Source organism: Actinacidiphila alni, assembly GCF_900112845.1.
GTDB lineage: Bacteria > Actinomycetota > Actinomycetes > Streptomycetales > Streptomycetaceae > Actinacidiphila > Actinacidiphila alni.
On record NZ_FONG01000028.1, the window covers coordinates 1 to 15,464 of the forward strand.

At 70.9% G+C, this 15,464-nt stretch carries 14 protein-coding genes; 8 read left to right on the forward strand and 6 right to left on the reverse strand.

Features of this window, described 5'->3' with window-relative positions; translation table 11 throughout:
* A partial coding sequence (locus BM076_RS32080; protein ID WP_143120700.1) for an MFS transporter occupies positions 1-549 on the forward strand: 549 nt, incomplete at its 5' end.
* Between the two features lie 182 nt (positions 550-731).
* Here the strand turns inward: BM076_RS32080 and BM076_RS32085 are convergent.
* Positions 732-2,561 (reverse strand): SpoIIE family protein phosphatase, encoded by a 1,830-nt coding sequence (locus tag BM076_RS32085; protein ID WP_245796584.1) that lies wholly within the window; start codon positions 2,559-2,561, stop codon positions 732-734.
* Between the two features lie 318 nt (positions 2,562-2,879).
* Between BM076_RS32085 and BM076_RS32090 the strand changes: the two genes are divergently transcribed.
* Positions 2,880-4,040, forward strand: coding sequence for a PP2C family protein-serine/threonine phosphatase (locus BM076_RS32090; protein ID WP_093717277.1), 1,161 nt, complete (start codon positions 2,880-2,882; stop codon positions 4,038-4,040).
* A 51-nt stretch (positions 4,041-4,091) separates the two neighbouring features.
* Here the strand turns inward: BM076_RS32090 and BM076_RS32095 are convergent, their stop codons facing one another.
* A complete protein-coding gene (locus BM076_RS32095; RefSeq protein ID WP_093717278.1) occupies positions 4,092-4,541 on the reverse strand; it encodes a MarR family winged helix-turn-helix transcriptional regulator in 450 nt (149 codons plus the stop codon).
* Between the two features lie 300 nt (positions 4,542-4,841).
* The gene (locus tag BM076_RS32100; RefSeq protein ID WP_093717279.1) at positions 4,842-5,822 is read right to left on the reverse strand and encodes an aldo/keto reductase; all 981 of its coding nucleotides are present in this window, start codon (positions 5,820-5,822) and stop codon (positions 4,842-4,844) included.
* 294 nt (positions 5,823-6,116) lie between these two features.
* Here BM076_RS32100 and BM076_RS32105 point away from each other — a divergent pair, with 294 nt between their 5' ends.
* A complete protein-coding gene (locus BM076_RS32105) occupies positions 6,117-6,311 on the forward strand; it encodes a CsbD family protein (protein ID WP_093717280.1) in 195 nt (64 codons plus the stop codon).
* A 252-nt stretch (positions 6,312-6,563) separates the two neighbouring features.
* Here BM076_RS32105 and BM076_RS32110 read toward each other — a convergent pair whose 3' ends face one another.
* The gene (locus tag BM076_RS32110) at positions 6,564-7,724 is read right to left on the reverse strand and encodes a carboxylate-amine ligase (RefSeq protein ID WP_093717281.1); all 1,161 of its coding nucleotides are present in this window, start codon (positions 7,722-7,724) and stop codon (positions 6,564-6,566) included.
* Between the two features lie 196 nt (positions 7,725-7,920).
* Between BM076_RS32110 and BM076_RS32115 the strand changes: the two genes are divergently transcribed.
* Positions 7,921-9,402, forward strand: a complete 1,482-nt coding sequence (locus tag BM076_RS32115; RefSeq protein ID WP_093717282.1) for a phospholipase D-like domain-containing protein — start codon at positions 7,921-7,923, stop codon at positions 9,400-9,402.
* A gap of 16 nt (positions 9,403-9,418) precedes the next feature.
* Here the strand turns inward: BM076_RS32115 and BM076_RS32120 are convergent, their stop codons facing one another.
* Positions 9,419-9,814: a serine hydrolase gene (locus tag BM076_RS32120; protein ID WP_093717283.1), complete on the reverse strand. Its 396-nt coding sequence runs from the start codon at positions 9,812-9,814 to the stop codon at positions 9,419-9,421.
* A gap of 500 nt (positions 9,815-10,314) precedes the next feature.
* Between BM076_RS32120 and BM076_RS32125 the strand changes: the two genes are divergently transcribed.
* Positions 10,315-11,976 carry a glycoside hydrolase family 27 protein gene (locus BM076_RS32125; protein WP_093717284.1) on the forward strand — a complete coding sequence of 554 codons (1,662 nt, stop codon included), beginning with the start codon at positions 10,315-10,317 and terminating at the stop codon, positions 11,974-11,976.
* Between the two features lie 370 nt (positions 11,977-12,346).
* The gene (locus BM076_RS32130) at positions 12,347-12,607 is read left to right on the forward strand and encodes a WhiB family transcriptional regulator (RefSeq protein WP_093717285.1); all 261 of its coding nucleotides are present in this window, start codon (positions 12,347-12,349) and stop codon (positions 12,605-12,607) included.
* A 272-nt stretch (positions 12,608-12,879) separates the two neighbouring features.
* Here BM076_RS32130 and BM076_RS32135 read toward each other — a convergent pair whose 3' ends face one another.
* Positions 12,880-13,383, reverse strand: a complete 504-nt coding sequence (locus BM076_RS32135) for an ATP-binding protein (protein ID WP_093717286.1) — start codon at positions 13,381-13,383, stop codon at positions 12,880-12,882.
* A gap of 44 nt (positions 13,384-13,427) precedes the next feature.
* Here BM076_RS32135 and BM076_RS32140 point away from each other — a divergent pair, with 44 nt between their 5' ends.
* Positions 13,428-13,841, forward strand: a complete 414-nt coding sequence (locus BM076_RS32140; RefSeq protein WP_093717287.1) for an STAS domain-containing protein — start codon at positions 13,428-13,430, stop codon at positions 13,839-13,841.
* A 595-nt stretch (positions 13,842-14,436) separates the two neighbouring features.
* Positions 14,437-15,309 (forward strand): SigB/SigF/SigG family RNA polymerase sigma factor, encoded by an 873-nt coding sequence (locus tag BM076_RS32145; protein ID WP_093717288.1) that lies wholly within the window; start codon positions 14,437-14,439, stop codon positions 15,307-15,309.
* Positions 15,310-15,464 lie beyond the last annotated feature (155 nt).

A 15,464-nucleotide genomic window follows, 5' to 3' on the forward strand; every position in this document is an offset into this window, starting at 1 on the left:
CTCACCCTCTACCTCCAGGACACGCTCGGCTTCTCCCCGCTCGCCGCGGGCGCCACCTTCGGTGTCCTGGGCGCCGGTACGGTCCTCGGCGGGCTCACCGCCGCGCGCGTGATCGCGCGGACCTCCACCACGACCACGCTGGTGGCCGGCGGCCTGCTCCAGGCGGTCGCCACCGCCGTACTGCTCCTCCTCGGCACCGGCACGGGTACGGCACTCGCCCTGCTGCTGCCCGCCACATTCCTCGGCGGCATCGGCAACATGCTCGTCATCGTCGGTTTCATGATCACCGCGACCAGCGGGGTGCCGGACGACGAACAGGGCCTGGCGACCGGGCTCGCCTCGATGTCGCAGCAGGTGGGCATCACCCTGGGCACACCGGTCATGTCCGCGATCGTCACCGCGGCGAGCGGCGGCGCGATCACCGCCTCCGCGATCCACCACGGCGTCACGACGGCCGTGGCGGTCAACGCGGCACTCGTGCTGCTCGGAGTCGTCCTCGCCGCGAACTTCCGACGCGGCGACCGCACGCGTACGGCGCACCACGAGTAAACGCGCGCGGTGATCACACCGTCGCCGCCGGACCGTGCCGCCTCACCTCTCGATCGGCGCCGGATGAGCGGCGAAGGACGCGCGGTCCCGATGGCCCGTCGTGCGCAGCAGGCTCGCGAGGTACTTCCCGGCCGTACGGATGCGGCACGGGCGGCGGGGCGTCGGTTCCAGGATGACGGCCCTCACCCGTCGCCCGCCGGCGGGACGTGGACGGCGAGCATCGCGATGTCGTCGCGGTGGTCGGTGCGGGGCACGGAGTCGGCGAGGAGCTCCAGCACCTCCGACAGCGAGGTCCCGGCCGTACGGGAGCGGGCGAGCAGCCGGCCGACCTCCTCGATGGACACGTCGATCGGGCTGCCGGGCTGTTCGACCAGGCCGTCGGTGTAGAGCAGCAGGGTGCTGCCGGGCGGGAGCACCTGCTGGTGCGCCGTGCGCGCGCGGGGCGGTTGCACATACGGGTGCAACAGCCAGTCGTGCCGCTCCAGTTGCTCGACCGGTCGGCCCGGGACGAGCAACAGGGGAGGCGGATGGCCCGCGTTCGTCCATTCCCACAGCCAATGGCCGTCCGGCAGCGGAGTCAGGTGGCCGTGCACGAGGGTGCCGCTGAGATCGACGTTCAGACGGCGGCCGGCGCTTTCGAGAGCGTGCACGGCGGCCACCGGCGAGCGGCCGGTATGGTCGTACTCCGCTTGGCGGAGCATGCTGCGGGCCTGACCCATCACCGTGGCGGCCTGCACGCTGTGGCCGGTGATGTCGCCGACGGTCACCACCACCGGCCGCCGTCCGTCCAGGACCTCCGATCCCTCCGGCCGGTCCCGCCCGTCCGACCCGTGCGACGCGTCCGGCCCGTCCGTGACCGCGTACGCGTCGTACCAGTCGCCGCCGATCATCTCGTCGTGCGCCGCGGGCCGGTACAGCGCCGCCAGATCCAGGCCGGGAACGTCCGGCAGGTCGGTGAGCATGGCCCGCTGCAGGTGCCGCGCCGTACTGACCTGATGGTCGAAGTACAGCGCGCGCTCGACGGCCCGTGCGGTGTACCCGGCGATCGCGGTCAGCACGGCCTGCTCGGGCACGTCGATCTCGTGCGGTGTGTCCCAGGCCAGTACCAGACTGCCGAGGTTGGCACGGTGCGTGCCGGGCAGCGGGACGCACACGGCCGTCTGGAGGCCCATCGCGTCGAAGACCGCCACGGTTCGGGGGCTGTAGCCGTCGATCAGGGCCTGCCGGTCCGGGACCACGACCACCCGGTTCTCCCGGGCGGCCTGCGCGCTCGGCCAGTCCGCCGTCAGCGCGTACTCCGGGAACTCCGTCTCCAGCTTGACCGGCGGCGCCAGCCGGTCGACCGTACGGCGCATGGTGTTCCGGTCGCGCAGGGACAGCCCCACATAGGCGGGTCTCAGGTCGCCGCTGACCAGGTCGCTGACCCGGCGGCGCACCTCGCCCAGGCCGGTCGTGGCGGTCAGCACCTCGGCCGCCCGCAGCAGCAGCTGGGCCCGGCCCAAAAGAGCCTCCAGCGGCTGCGCCACCTCGGAGGCCAGCTCCGCGCTGTGCCGCAGTGCCTGTGCGTCCGGCCGCGCGCCACTCGCGGGCGTGGCGTACATCCGCAGCCGCAGCTCCGCCCCGCACGCGGCCGACAGATCGCTGAGGTCTTCCAGATTCCGGGCCGTCCACGCCCGGTGCTCGCCGTCGAACGCGCCCAGCACGCCGATCGGCTCGTCGTCCCCGCCGACGACCGGCACGCCGAGGAACGCTCCCGGCAGCCCGTCCGCCCGCCGCGGCTCCGGACCCGCGGCGGCGGCCCGCCATTTGGAACGCGGCGCCGGTACGACGGCCGAGTCCACCGTCCGTGCGGAGCGACCTTGCAGGACGACGGGTGCGCCCGCCGTCATCACCTGGCGGCACAGCCCGACCTCGGCGTCGGTGTGCCAGTATTCCCGGGGCGGCCAGGATTCCACCGTCGGCGCGTCGGAGCCGGGCGACTGCCAGGTCGTCAGTACCAGTGTCCGGGGCACTTGCAGGACACTGGCCACCAGACGGGCGAACCGGTCCACCATCCGCCTCCGTACGGCGCCGAGGGACCCGCGAGTCCGGGAAAAACAACTGATCTGGCACGCCCAACGTAGTCCATCGCAGCGCCGGTCGTTCAGCCGACCGGACCGTGAAGGACGGTTCGCGGCCGTCCGGCCCTCCGCGGGGCGCACCCCGTGGTAGGGGAGAAGTGGAATCGAACGCGCGCACCTGGGCAGTGGTGCAGCGGGGGAGCGGCCACGGTGTCGGGCCGGACGACGGACCGGCGCCGGGCGCTGACCTGCCGAGGAGAGGTATTGAGGATGTTCGGTCGCCAGGAGGGCGTGGAGCGGGAACTGCGGGCGACGGCGCCCCACGAGATGGTCGCCGCGGCACGGGCGCTGTTGATCGAGCGGGCCGGTGCGCTGGACGCCGCCCTGCTGCTCGCCGACTACGGCCGTACCGTGCTCCAGCCGGTCACCGAGCTGCCCAGGACCGCGGGGGCGCTGCCGATCGCCGACGACCCGTGGGGGATCGCCTTCTCCCAGCAGATCCCGGTCGTGGCCGGGATGGACGGCGACACGGTGGTGCACGCCCCGGTAACGGTGCGGGGCGACCGGCTGGGAGTGCTGGCGGTGAGCTTCGGCGAGCCGGACGTGAGCCGGGAGCTGGTGGCCGATCTGGCCGAATTCGCCGGCGCGCTCGGACACGAGCTGCTGATCGCCGACCGCGAGACCGACCTCTTCCAGCAGGCGCGCCGCCGCAGACGCCTCACGCTGGCCGCGGAGATGCAGTGGCAGTTGCTCCCGGGAACGGGCTGCGCCAGGAAGGAATTCGCCCTGGGCGGCCACCTGGAGCCGGCCTACGCGGTCGGCGGCGACAATTTCGACTGGTGCGCGGACGCGGACCAGCTCGTCGTCACCGTGACCGACGGCATGGGCCAGGGCGTGGACGCCTCGCTGGTGACCAGCCTGGCGGTCAACGCGATGCGCAACGCCCGGCGTGCCGGTCTCGATGTGGTCGGCCAGGCCACCCTCGCCGACCAGGCCCTCTTCGGGCAGTACGGCGGGGCCGCGCACGCGGCCACGCTGCTGCTCCGCTTCGATCTCACGACCGGCCGGGTCAGCGCGGTCGACGCGGGTTCACCGCGGGTGTACCGGCACCGGGACGGCCACGTGGAGCAGATCGAGCTGATCGCGCAGATGCCGCTCGGCATGGCGGAGGACACCCCGTACGAGGAGCAGTCCTTCCTGGTCGAGCCCGGGGACCGGCTGGTCCTGGTCAGTTCCGGTGTGCACCGGGCCCGGTCGGACGACGGGACGGAGTTCGGTCGGGGTGCGCTGCACGACGGGCTGCGCGGCGTGGCGACCTCGGCGCCGTACGACACGGCACGTGCGGTGGTCGGTTCGCTCTTCGACCACATCGGCGGTGGTGACCTCGAATCGGACGCGGCCGTGGTGGTCCTGGACTGGAGCGGTGGGTGAGGTGTGCCCTCCGGGTGGGGCACACCCCTGAGCCGGCGCACCGGCGCCGGTTCAGGGCAGGCACTCCTGGAGCGCCTGGAGTGCCCGCAGGAGCTCCCTGCGCCGCCTGGGCGTCAGATCGCGCAGCACCGCGGCGAGATCGCTGCGCCGCTGCGCGGACACCTTCTCCAGCAGATCACGGCCGCGCCCGGTGGTGGCGAGGGTGATCTCGCGGCGGTTGTGGGCGGAGCCCCGGCGGTCGAGCAGCCCCGCCGCCTCCAACCGGTCGCACAGGCGGCTCGCGGCCGGTACACCGAGGTCGAGCGTCTTGGCCAAGCTGGTCAGATTGACGCCGGGCGACGCATCGACGCCTTCCAGCACGCGCATCTGCTGCGTCGACAGCTGCGGATTGACGCGTGTCTGTGCGCGCGACCACAGCACGCTCAGCCGCCGTATGGGCTCGGACATCTGCCGGGCGAGCTCCAGCAGCTCGGCTGTCGGGTCCGTACTCTCTTCGGTCACGTCAGCACCAGGCGACCGCTGCGGACGCCCGCCGGTCGCGGCGCATGGCACGGCAGCAGAACGGTGTGCCGTCGATCACCGCGTTGCCGTACTGCACTCTCACGCCTCCGCGCCGCCGTCCACAACCCCGTATGGGCGCCCTACCCTGCCTCATCAGCACTACACGGACGGATTCGGCGGAACGGCCGGCGGCCTCCGGGGAGTGTCCCGTACGGAGGCGGACCGGGGCCGTGCTCGAACACGACTCGCACAACGGGCTCGTACGGATGACAGGGCGGTCCCGGGAGCGGTGGGGCGGCCCTACACCGCTCGCGCCACGGTCGTTCGCGCGGCTCGCGCCGCGTCGAGCCGTGCGCACTGTTCGACGGTCAGGTCCAGCTCCACCGCGTCGAGCGCTTCGTCCAGCTGACCGAGGCTGCTGACGCCGACCAGCGGTATCACGGCCGGAGTGCCGTGCAGCATCCATGCGTACACGACCTGGTTGGGTGTGGCCCCGGCCTCGTCCGCGACCTCCGCGAGGACGGCCAGCGCGCTGTCGGTGGCCGCGTGCCGGTACTCGACGGGTACCGGCTTCGTACCCGTGTAGGCGCCACCCAGCAGCGAACTGTAGGCCAGGACCGTCAGGTCCGGCTGTGTCGCGGTGTAGTCGAGCATGGGCGTGTCGAGGGCGACCTGGTAGTCGAAGTCGGCCTCGGCCGCCGGGGTCAGATACGTGTGCCGCTGCTGCAGTGCGGTGAACGCGGGGAGGTTCTGGCGCCGGGCGATCTCGCGGGCCCGCGAGAAGCGCAGGACGTCCTGATTGCTCATGCCCACCTGGTCCACCACCCCGTCGGCCACGAGTCGGGCAAAGACGTCCACGGTCTCGTCCAGTCCTGTGCGCGGATCGTCGATGTGCCCGTAGAGCAGATCGATGCTCTCCCTGCCCAGGCGTCGCAGGCTTCCGGACACGGCGGTCTCGACGGCCGCGCGGGAGAGTCCCTCGCGGTTGGCGGGCCACTGACCGGCGCCCGCGGGCAGGGCGCCGACCTTGGTGGCCACAGTGATCTCGTCCACGATGCCGCGCTCCGCGAGCCAGCGGCCGACAAGGCGTTCGCTGTCCCCGCCGTCGCTGCCGTCGCGCCAGAAGCAGTAGCAGTTCGCGGTGTCGATGAAGGAGCCGCCGCGCTCCACGAACCGGTCGAGCAGGGAGAAGGACGTGTCGTCGTCGACCACCGAGCCGAACGGCAGCGTGCCCAGGCACAGCGTGGAGACGGAACGGGAACCGAGATCGCGGTAACGCAAGGGGATACACCTCTTCGAATGGTGCCGCCCGCGCGGCGGCCCTCGGATCCTCACAGTTGAACCGCGCTCGAACGCAAGGGCTGCGCCGATTCAGCCGTGGCCCGGACGCCCACGGCGGCGTGTGTGCGGACCGGACCTGCGTCGGCCGCCACCCCGCGGGAGGCGCCCGGAGCCCCGGGATCCGAATCATCCGGGTGTGATCTCGCGCGTACCGGTATTGAGCGGCCCGAACCGGGCAGCAGACCGGAAGAGGCTGATCGGCCAGGCGGTCGGCGTGATTGAGGGAGGCGGATCATGAGCGGCAGCGACAAGGCCGAGGGCAAGAAGGACGTGGCGGCGGGCAAGGTCAAGGAGACCGTCGGGAACGCCGTGGGCAACGAGCGCCTTCAGGCCGAGGGCCGCGGTGACCAGGCCAAGGGCCATGCGACCGAGGCCAAGGAGAAGGCCAAGGACGCGATCAAGGACGTGTTCCACCGCGACAAGGACTGATTGCGTTGTGCGTGATCAAGGCGGACCGGGTGCTCTCCGGTCCGCCTCGATCACGCGTGGCGGGGCCGGGTGCCTGCATCGCGTTCAGGTATCGCGTGGGTGCTCGTCGCCTTGCGACGGGGTGAAGGTGAAGTAGGCGTGCGTCCCGGTCACGTCCATCAGGCGGTGGACGACGGGCGGCACGGTGGCGGAGATCAGCAGCGCGCACTGCGTTCGTCCCGGCCGCGGGGGCAGCGGCCGGGACGAACGCGGTCAGGCGGGGACGCGGCCCGCTTCGTCGTCACCGGCCGGTGCCGCTGTGGGGGGCGGGGCGGTCGCGGTCGGCGCGATGAGGTCGAGCAGAGCGGCCGTACCGCCCTCTTCCCGCGCGCGGCGTTGCCGCTCGGCGCCTGTGTTGGCATCGAGCAGGCGGACGAGGCCGTCGTGGACGCGCTGTTCGTCACCGTATTCCCGCAGGGCGGGAGTGACATGGTCCAGCAGTGCGGCGACGACGTCGGCGGCTCTGGCGGGGGAACCGCTCAGCGGGTCGACGAGGTTGCCGGTGAGGCCGTGCCGGGCGGCGTGCCAGCCGGCGGCGTGCAGGACGCTGCTGGGCGGGTCCAGCGGTGGGGCTCCGTCGATCGTCTGGCGCAGTCCCGTGGCGACCAGGGCACGGGCCAGCCCGGCGAGGGTGATGGCGCTGTCGACGTCCAGTTGGACGTCGGCCGCGCGTACTTCCAGGGTGGGGTAGGTCTCGGAGAGCCGGGCGTGCCAGTAGAGCTGCCGACGGTCGGGTATGACGCCGGTCCGCAGCAGTGCGTCGACACGCTGCTCGTACGTCGCGGCGTCTCCGGTGTAGGGCGGGGCGCCGCTGACGGGCCAGCGGCCGAACACCACGGTCCGCCAGCTGGCGAAGCCGGTGTCACGGCCCTCCCAGTAGGGCGAGTTGCCGCCGAGGGCGACCATGACGGACAGCCAGGGCCGCAGCCGGCCCAGGGCGGCGGCGCCCGCGTGCCGATCGGGTACCGCGACGTGGATGTGCATGCCGTCGATGAGCTGCTCGTCGACCAGTACCGCCGCGTTCTCGCGCATCTCGTGATAGCGCTGCTTGTCCGTGACGGGGATCGTGGTGCCGGAGGAGAAGGGCGCCGCGCCGGTGGCCGCCAGCCGGCAGCCCGCGCGGGCCGCAGCGTCGCCGACCGCCGTACGGAAGTGCGCCAACTGCTCGGCGGCGTCGCCCAGTTCGGTGCAGATGCCGGTGGCGACCTCCACCTGGGCCTGCAGGAGTTCGTTCTCCACTTCGGTGACACCGACCTCGGCACCCAGATGTGCCATTGCCTGTACCTGTGTCGCGCGCGGCGACGGTAGTCCGGTACCGGCGTCGAGTAGCAGGTATTCCTCTTCGATGCCCAAGGTGAGGGGGGAGTCCGTCATAGAAGGTGCGTACCCCCGATTTCTCCGACCACGGCGGGCATTCGCGCGGGCAACCTGCCCTGCCGCGGGCACGGCATCCGCGCAGGACCTCCATGCCGACCGGAACGGCGAGGCGGCCAGCCGGGCTGGCCTCCGCCGAGCCGTGCGGCTCCGCTCGCGGGCATGAGATGACGCCTGCGGTGGAAGATGTGTGGACATGCGTCCTGATGAGTGGTTGCTTGCGGCGGGGGAGCGGGGCAATCCGGCGACGCGGCTCGAAACGCGGCGCGGCGACGCGCCGCCGTGGTCGGAGGGCAACGACGTCCGGCCGCTGGTCCACGGAGCGGAATACTTCCCCGAGCTGCTGGCGGCCGTGCGCGCACAACAGGCGGGTGATCTGCTGCTGTTCACCGACTGGCGGGGTGACCCGGACGAGCGCCTGGGGGAGGAGGACGAGGACGCGGTGGGTGCGGTCCTGTGCGACGCCGCGCGCAGGGGAGTCGTGGTCAAGGGCCTGGTGTGGCGCTCCCACGTGGACTCGTTGGCGTTCAGCGAGCGGGAGAACGCCCACTTGGGGGAGGAGATCGAAGAGGCTGGGGGCGAGTGCCTTCTCGACATGCGGGTGCGGCCCGGCGGGTCGCACCACCAAAAGCTCGTCGTCCTGCGGCACCGGGCGCATCCCGAGCGGGACGTGGCGTACGTCGGCGGGATCGACCTGTGCCACAGCCGGGGAGACGATGCCGAGCACCGCGGTGACCGGCAGCCGCTGCCGATCGCGGACGCCTACGGCCCGAGACCGCCCTGGCACGACATCCAACTCGCCGTGCGGGGCCCGGCCGTGGGGGACATCGAGGCGTCGTTCCGGGAGCGCTGGGAGGATCCTCACCCGCTCAGCCGCAGCCTGCCGGGCCGGATCCGGCAACTCGTCCACCATCAGGACACGGTCGCCGACCCGCTGCCCGAACAGGGTCCGGACCCCGGGCCGCGCGGTACGGCGCGCGTGCAGGTGCTGCGCACCTATCCTCCGCTCAGGCACGGCTATCCGTTCGCACCCGAGGGGGAGCGGAGCATCGCGCGGGGCATCCGCAAAGCCGTGCTTCCGCCGTTCCCCGACCAGAACGGCGCCCTGTCGGGGCCGATGAATCTGCTCGGACGCGCCCGTGCCCTGAACCTGCTGCGCCGTGCGGGCGGTCGGCGTTTCGCCGTCTACAGCCTGGAGAACGAACAGGGGACGCCGGTCTACACGCACGCGAAGGTGTGCGTCGTGGACGACGTATGGGCCTCGGTGGGATCGGCCAACCTCAACGTGCGTTCCTGGACCCACGACTCCGAGCTGACCTGCGCCGTACTCGACACCCGGGAAGCCACACCACGACCAGGCGAGGTTGCCGACGGTGCTCGCGCGTTCGCCCGGAATCTGCGGCTGCGTCTTGCCGCGGAGCACTTGGTCCGCGCCGAGGATTCCCGCGACGACCTCCATGACGCCGTCCCCGCTTACGACGCCTTCGCGGCCGCGGCTAGCGCTCTCGACTCCTGGCATCACGGCGATCGCCTGGGAACCCGGCCGCCGGGCCGTCTCCGTACCTACGCCACACCGCGCATCTCCCCGGTCGCCCACGCCCTGGCCGTCGTTCCCGCGCGCATCCTGGCGGACCCGGACGGCCGCCCCCGCCCACTGCGTCGTCGCGGCACCTTCTGACGACCTGTCCGGTGTGCTACCAGGAGCGTGACGGCCCGCCCGCGCACAGCGCGGTCCGGACGGTGGTCCGCATCATCTTCCTGAGCTGGGCCGGGCGCAGCAGTCTGCCGCCCAACAGGGCCGCGGGGAAACGATTGACGTCACCGGTGCTGGAGATCATCTCGCCGGAGGCGCCCGCGACCGAAGGGGTGATCGCGGTGATGTCGCCGAGGGGTGCGCAGGCGCCGAGGCGTACGGAGCCGCGCGGGTGTGGGCCGATGATCGCGGTGTCGTCGCCTGGTACGGACGTTCGGTGCAGACCGAGTTGCAGCACGACCGTGGCGACGAACGGCTTCGTCATACTGCCGATGCGGAATCTGCTGCCGGCCTCGACAGGAGCCCGGCTGGTGATGTCCGCGACACCACTGGCCAGTACCGCGTCATGTCGCCGACCGCCACGGTCAGTGCGAGCGCTCCGCCCAGCATGCTCTTGGTCCTGATCACACGCTTCTCCCCGCGTTCGGCCGGACCACCGTGATTCCGGCGTACTGCTCCGCTCACGTCCACTGCTGGTTGGCGCCGCCGTTGCAGTCCCACAGCTCGGTCAGGGTGGCGTTGGCGGTGGTGGCGTGCTGATTGGCGGAAGCCCCTCCGTTGGAACATGTTTTATTGATACGCACCTTGACGCAGAAATGAACATGACCCCACGCTGTCGCGCAGTCTCCCGGTCGTGCGGCTCCAGGTTGCGGATCGGGAGGCGCTCCTGTGCCGTTCCCCCCACCGGCGAAGGGCCACGCCGTGCAGCGATGCCCCGAACTCCGCGGCCCTCTGCCGCCGCTGCCGTCACGCGGCGCGCTGTCGGCATCTGCCCGGACGCCACCAACGACGTCTCACGTCGGTGACCCGTTCCGACCCGACCAAGGAGCAACGACCATGCCCTTCAGTGCACGCCTCTTCTGCCGGCCGCCGCGCGCGGCCCGGTCTCGTCGCTCCCTGTCCACCCGGATTTCGGCCGGCGTGACCGCGTTGGGACTTGCCGCCGTCACCGCGCCCGCCCTCGTACTGCTGGCTCCGGCACCGCAGGCCGCCGCCCTGCCGAACGGACTCGCCGCGACACCTCCCATGGGGTGGAACGACTGGAACTCCTTCGGGTGCAACGTCACCGAGCAGAAGGTCAAGTCGGTCGCCGATTTCATGGTCACCTCGGGCCTCGCGGCGGCCGGCTACAGCTATGTCGACATCGACGACTGCTGGATGTCCGGCAGCCGTGACAGCGGCGGCCACCTCGTACCGGATCCCGCCAAATTCCCCGACGGGATCAGCGGTACCGCCGCGTACGTCCACAGCAAGGGCCTCAAGCTCGGTATCTACGAGAGCGCCGGAACCAAGACCTGTGCGGGCTATCCCGGCAGCCTCGGCCATGAGCAGGCCGACGCCAACAGCTTCGCGTCGTGGGGCGTGGACCTCCTCAAGTACGACAACTGCAACGGCGACGGCACCTCCCCGCAGCAACGGGACACGACCATGCGCGACGCTCTGGCCAGAACGGGACGCTCGATCCTGTACAGCCTGTGCGAGTGGGGTCAGGACAACGTCTGGACCTGGGGCGCGGGCGTCGGCAACATGTGGCGCACCACCGGAGACATCAACGACAGCTTCGGCTCGATGCTGTCCATCTTCCATGCGAACGTGCAGCTCGCCGCGTACGCCGGTCCGGGCGGGTGGAACGACCCCGACATGCTCGAAGTCGGCAATGGCGGTATGTCGTTCACCGAGGACCGCAGCGAGTTCAGCCTGTGGGCCGAGATGGCGGCCCCGCTTATCGCCGGCAACGACCTGCCCGGTTCCTCCGCCGCGACCTTGTCCCTGCTCGGCAACCGGGACGTCATCGCCGTGGACCAGGACTCGCTGGGCAAGCAGGGGACCCAGATCTCCTCCGCGGGCGGTCTGGACGTGCTGACCAAGCCGCTGGCCAACGGGGACCGGGCCGTGGTGCTCTTCAACGAGAACGCCGGGGCGGCGACGATCTCCACGACCGCCGCCGCGGTCGGACTCCCCGCATCGTCCGGCTACACCCTCAACAACCTGTGGTCGCACGTGAAGACCACGTCCAGCGGTGCAATCTCCGCCACGGTGCCGGGCCACGGCAGCGTCATGTACCGCGTCTCCACCGGCTCGTCGACCACCACCGGGACCACCCACCCGCTCGTCGGGGCGTCCTCCAACCGGTGCCTCGACGCGTTCAACAACCAGACCGCACCCGGAACCAAGATCGAGATCTGGGACTGCAACGGCGGAGCCAACCAGCAGGTGACGTCCACGGCTTCCGGGGAACTGCGCCTGTACGGGGGCACTCAGTGCCTGGACGCCACGGGCGGAGGCACGTCGACGGGCACCGCGGTCGAACTGTGGACGTGCAACGGCGGCGCCAACCAGCAGTGGCGGCTCAACGCCGACGGCTCGGTCACCGGTGTCCAGTCCGGTCTGTGCCTGGACGTCACGGGCGGCGACCAAGCATCGGGGAACGTCAACGGCACCGCACTGGAGCTGTGGACGTGCAACGGTGGCGCCAACCAGCAGTGGCGCCTCGGCTGACCTTCCCGCGCGCCCCCCGCGCCCGCGGCCCGGCGCGGGGCCGTCCGGCCTCACCCCCACCCGCGGCCACTTCGCTGGAGTGCCCTGGCATGCACGGTGGTTGTCCGGGCAGCCGGATGGCAGATCATTCCTTTGAGGACAGTGAAGATGACGATGGATTCTCCGTTCTTCTCCCATACAGCCGACGCCGTGGCGGAGTTGCCCGCCGTCCCCGCACCGGTGTGTGACCCTTTCGCGGTTCCGGCGCCGGATTCCGTTGATCGCTCGGCGTCCGTTCCGGTCGACGCCACCGCACCGAAGGCGTCGTAATACCGGCTGGATTGCCGAGGCAGAGAACTTCCGTATGGGTACGAGACGGTAGGAGGCTTTTGTGGACTGGAAGCTCGACGCGGCTTGCCAGGGTGAGGATCCAGAGCGTTTCTTTCCTGTCGGCCACAGCGGGTCCGCGCTGCTTCAGGAGCAGCAGGCCAAGGATGTGTGCCGCCGGTGCCCGGTCGTGGAGCAGTGCCTTGCCTGGGCCATGGACACCCGGCAGGAATTCGGTGTGTGGGGTGGCCGCAACGAGGACGAGCGGCGTTCGATGAGGCGGCGCGCGGCCCGGCAGACGCGGACCGACACCAGTCGGTCCTGAAACACCCGGCGCGCCGCCCGTCGACCGGGCAGAGCCTCCGGCGCATGACGGCAGAACACGCTCCTCCACCCAACAGCAAGCGGCAGAACCATGATGTCCGGCAGTCACACCGGGGTGTCACCGTGCAGCCGGTCCGGAGCCCACTCGAACGGCGCGGCCGTCCTGGGGACCTGATCGTGCGGTACGTGCCCGGGGCGGATCACTCCATCGAGGGATGCCCGATTCCCGGGCGAGGGGGAAGGCTGCCGGTGCGGGCGCACCTGTGAGGGCCGTCAGGCGGTGCGAGGGTCGGGGAGGGGGAGGACGAGATGGAGCAGGACGCGGATGCGTTTGCCGCCGGATGCGGGGCGGGTGACGGTGACCGAAGAGGCGAGAGCGAGGACCATCGGCCAGCCGAAGCCACCTTCCTCGCCCCCGGGCCCGTCGGCCGCATCCGTGGCGGGACGCGGCGCGGGAAGGCGTGTGTCGCGGTCGCTGACGCAGATGTCGACGGTGTCAGGGCTGACGCGCGCTTCCAGCAGGACCAGATTCCCCGCGTGCCGGAAAGCGTTGGCGATCAGCTCGGTGATCATCAGGCTGACGTCGATGCGGTCCGTGCGACCGGCCGCCGGGCAGCCACGGTCGATCAGGGCAAGGACCGCCTGGCGGGCATCGGCGCTACTGGCGGGCTGTCCCGCGACGGAGCAGTCGGTATGCAGCATGTGCGGCTCACACCTTTCCTCGGGCCGGTCAACGTCCGACACACCGGCGCAGATGCTCCACACCGTGTCACGCATGCCTCCCGCGCTACCGAATACCCCGAACGAGTGACAGGCCGGCCATGACGCACACCTCTGCCCACCCGCGCCCGGTCATGGCCGGGCTCTCGCTGAGCCCGCCGGACGCCGGTCCGCCGCGGCGCAGCGGCCCGGAGGGCGTCTCCCGCGCCCTCACGGTGCGCCACGAGGTGTCAGGCACCTGCCGTCTGGTGGCACTGACCGGAACCTTCGACTGGACCAGCCACAGCGATTGGCGCGGCCTCGTCGACGACCTACGGGCGCGCCCGGCTGACGTCACGCTGGATCTGCGCGCGGTGACAGACGTCGACTCCACCGCCCTGCACCTGCTTCTCGACCTCCAGTGCGATCAACGCCGGTCCGGCCACGGCCTGATGATCCACGATGCGCTGCCGCCCGCACTGGAACGTCTTCTGGAAGTCACCGGCACCCGCCCCTACTTCACCTTCACCACCTGAACGCCTGTTCGGGACAGGCACGGCGGGCCCACCGTCGGACATGATCGGAGGGCCCCACCGCGAGGGGCTTCGCGGAGGGGCCTCACCACCGTGTCGGGGGAGCACGGTGATGCTCTTGATACTGACGGTGACGAGTGTGGTGCACAACGGTGCGAACCAGCCGATGATCACGACCGGAACCCGCCGTTTATACCGGCCGCACGCAGGTACCCGACCTAATGGCGCCTCGCTTCTTCCCCTGACGGCGACGGTGCCTGCGGGGGCTGACTGCGCTTGGCCCCGGGGTCCGGCCGGGCCCGTCTGGCGACGCCGGCCGGACCCCGTTCCCAGCCAGGGGATCGACGCCGGCATGCGGGGGCCGGGCCACGCCACCGTGCGGGTGTTCCCACTCGCGCTAGCCGCGCGTGTCACCGCACTCGACCTTGCGCAGCTCGGACCCTCGCGGTCGCCACGGCGCAACGGGCTGGGACACGTCCGGCGTGCCGCCGGCCCGTCCCTTTGCCAACTGCCCCGACCGGTACGCGAATTCGATGCATGCTCGCTCCGAGTCCGGGCACATGGGCGTCACCGGTCCCCACAGCATGAGGTCAATGACATGATCACTACCACTGAACACCCAGCGAAAGATGCCCCAGCCCGGCATGAACAGGCTCTGCCGCGGGTGGACGATGCCCGTACGGTGGCGCCGGCGGACGCCCGGGTGCTGTCGAAGCTGTTCTTCGACCGCCTGCAGGTTCTCGAGGAGGGCACGCCGGAGTACCAGTACGCACGGAACACCCTGATCGAGATGAACCTGACGCTGGTGCAGTTCGCGGCCCGGCGTTTCCGCAACCGGGCCGACACCGACCTGGAGGAGGTCGTGCAGGTCGGCACGATCGGTCTGATCAAGGCGATCGACCGATTCGACCTGTCGCGGGAGAACGAGTTCACCACGTTCGCCATCCCCTACATCGTCGGGGAGATGAAGCGCTTCTTCCGCGACACCTCCTGGGCAGTCCATGTGCCGCGCCGGCTGCAGGAGTTGCGCGTGGAGCTGGCCAAGGCCAAGGAGGCACTGGCACTGCGCCTGGACCGTGACCCGACGGTCAAGGAGCTGGCCACGCACCTGGAGCTGACCGAGGACGAGGTCGTCGAGGGCCTGATCGCCTCAAACGGCTACACCGCCGGATCGCTCGACACCCCCTATACCGACGGTGACAGCAGCGGTGACGACGACCCGGGACGCACGCTCGCCGACACCGTCGGCGTGTGGGACCCGCAGATGGAAATGATCGAGGACTTCCGCACCCTGGCTCCGCTGCTGGCCAAGCTCCCGGACATGGAGCGGCGACTGCTGGAGATGCGGTTCGGGCAGGAGATGACCCAGGCCGAGATCGGCGCCGCCATGGGGTACTCCCAGATGCACATCTCCCGCCTCATCTCCCGCACCCTGGCCAACCTCCGCAAAGGCATGCTCACCACGCGCTGACCATCCGGCAGCGAGCCGACTTCGACACCTGCTGAGGGCGACCGGGCAGAAGGACTGCCCGGTCGCCCTCAGCAGGTGTGCTTCATCGACGGACCGCCCGCGGCGGGTGCGTCCGGCGGCGTTCTCGGATTCGACATGAAGATGAACTTCAGGGG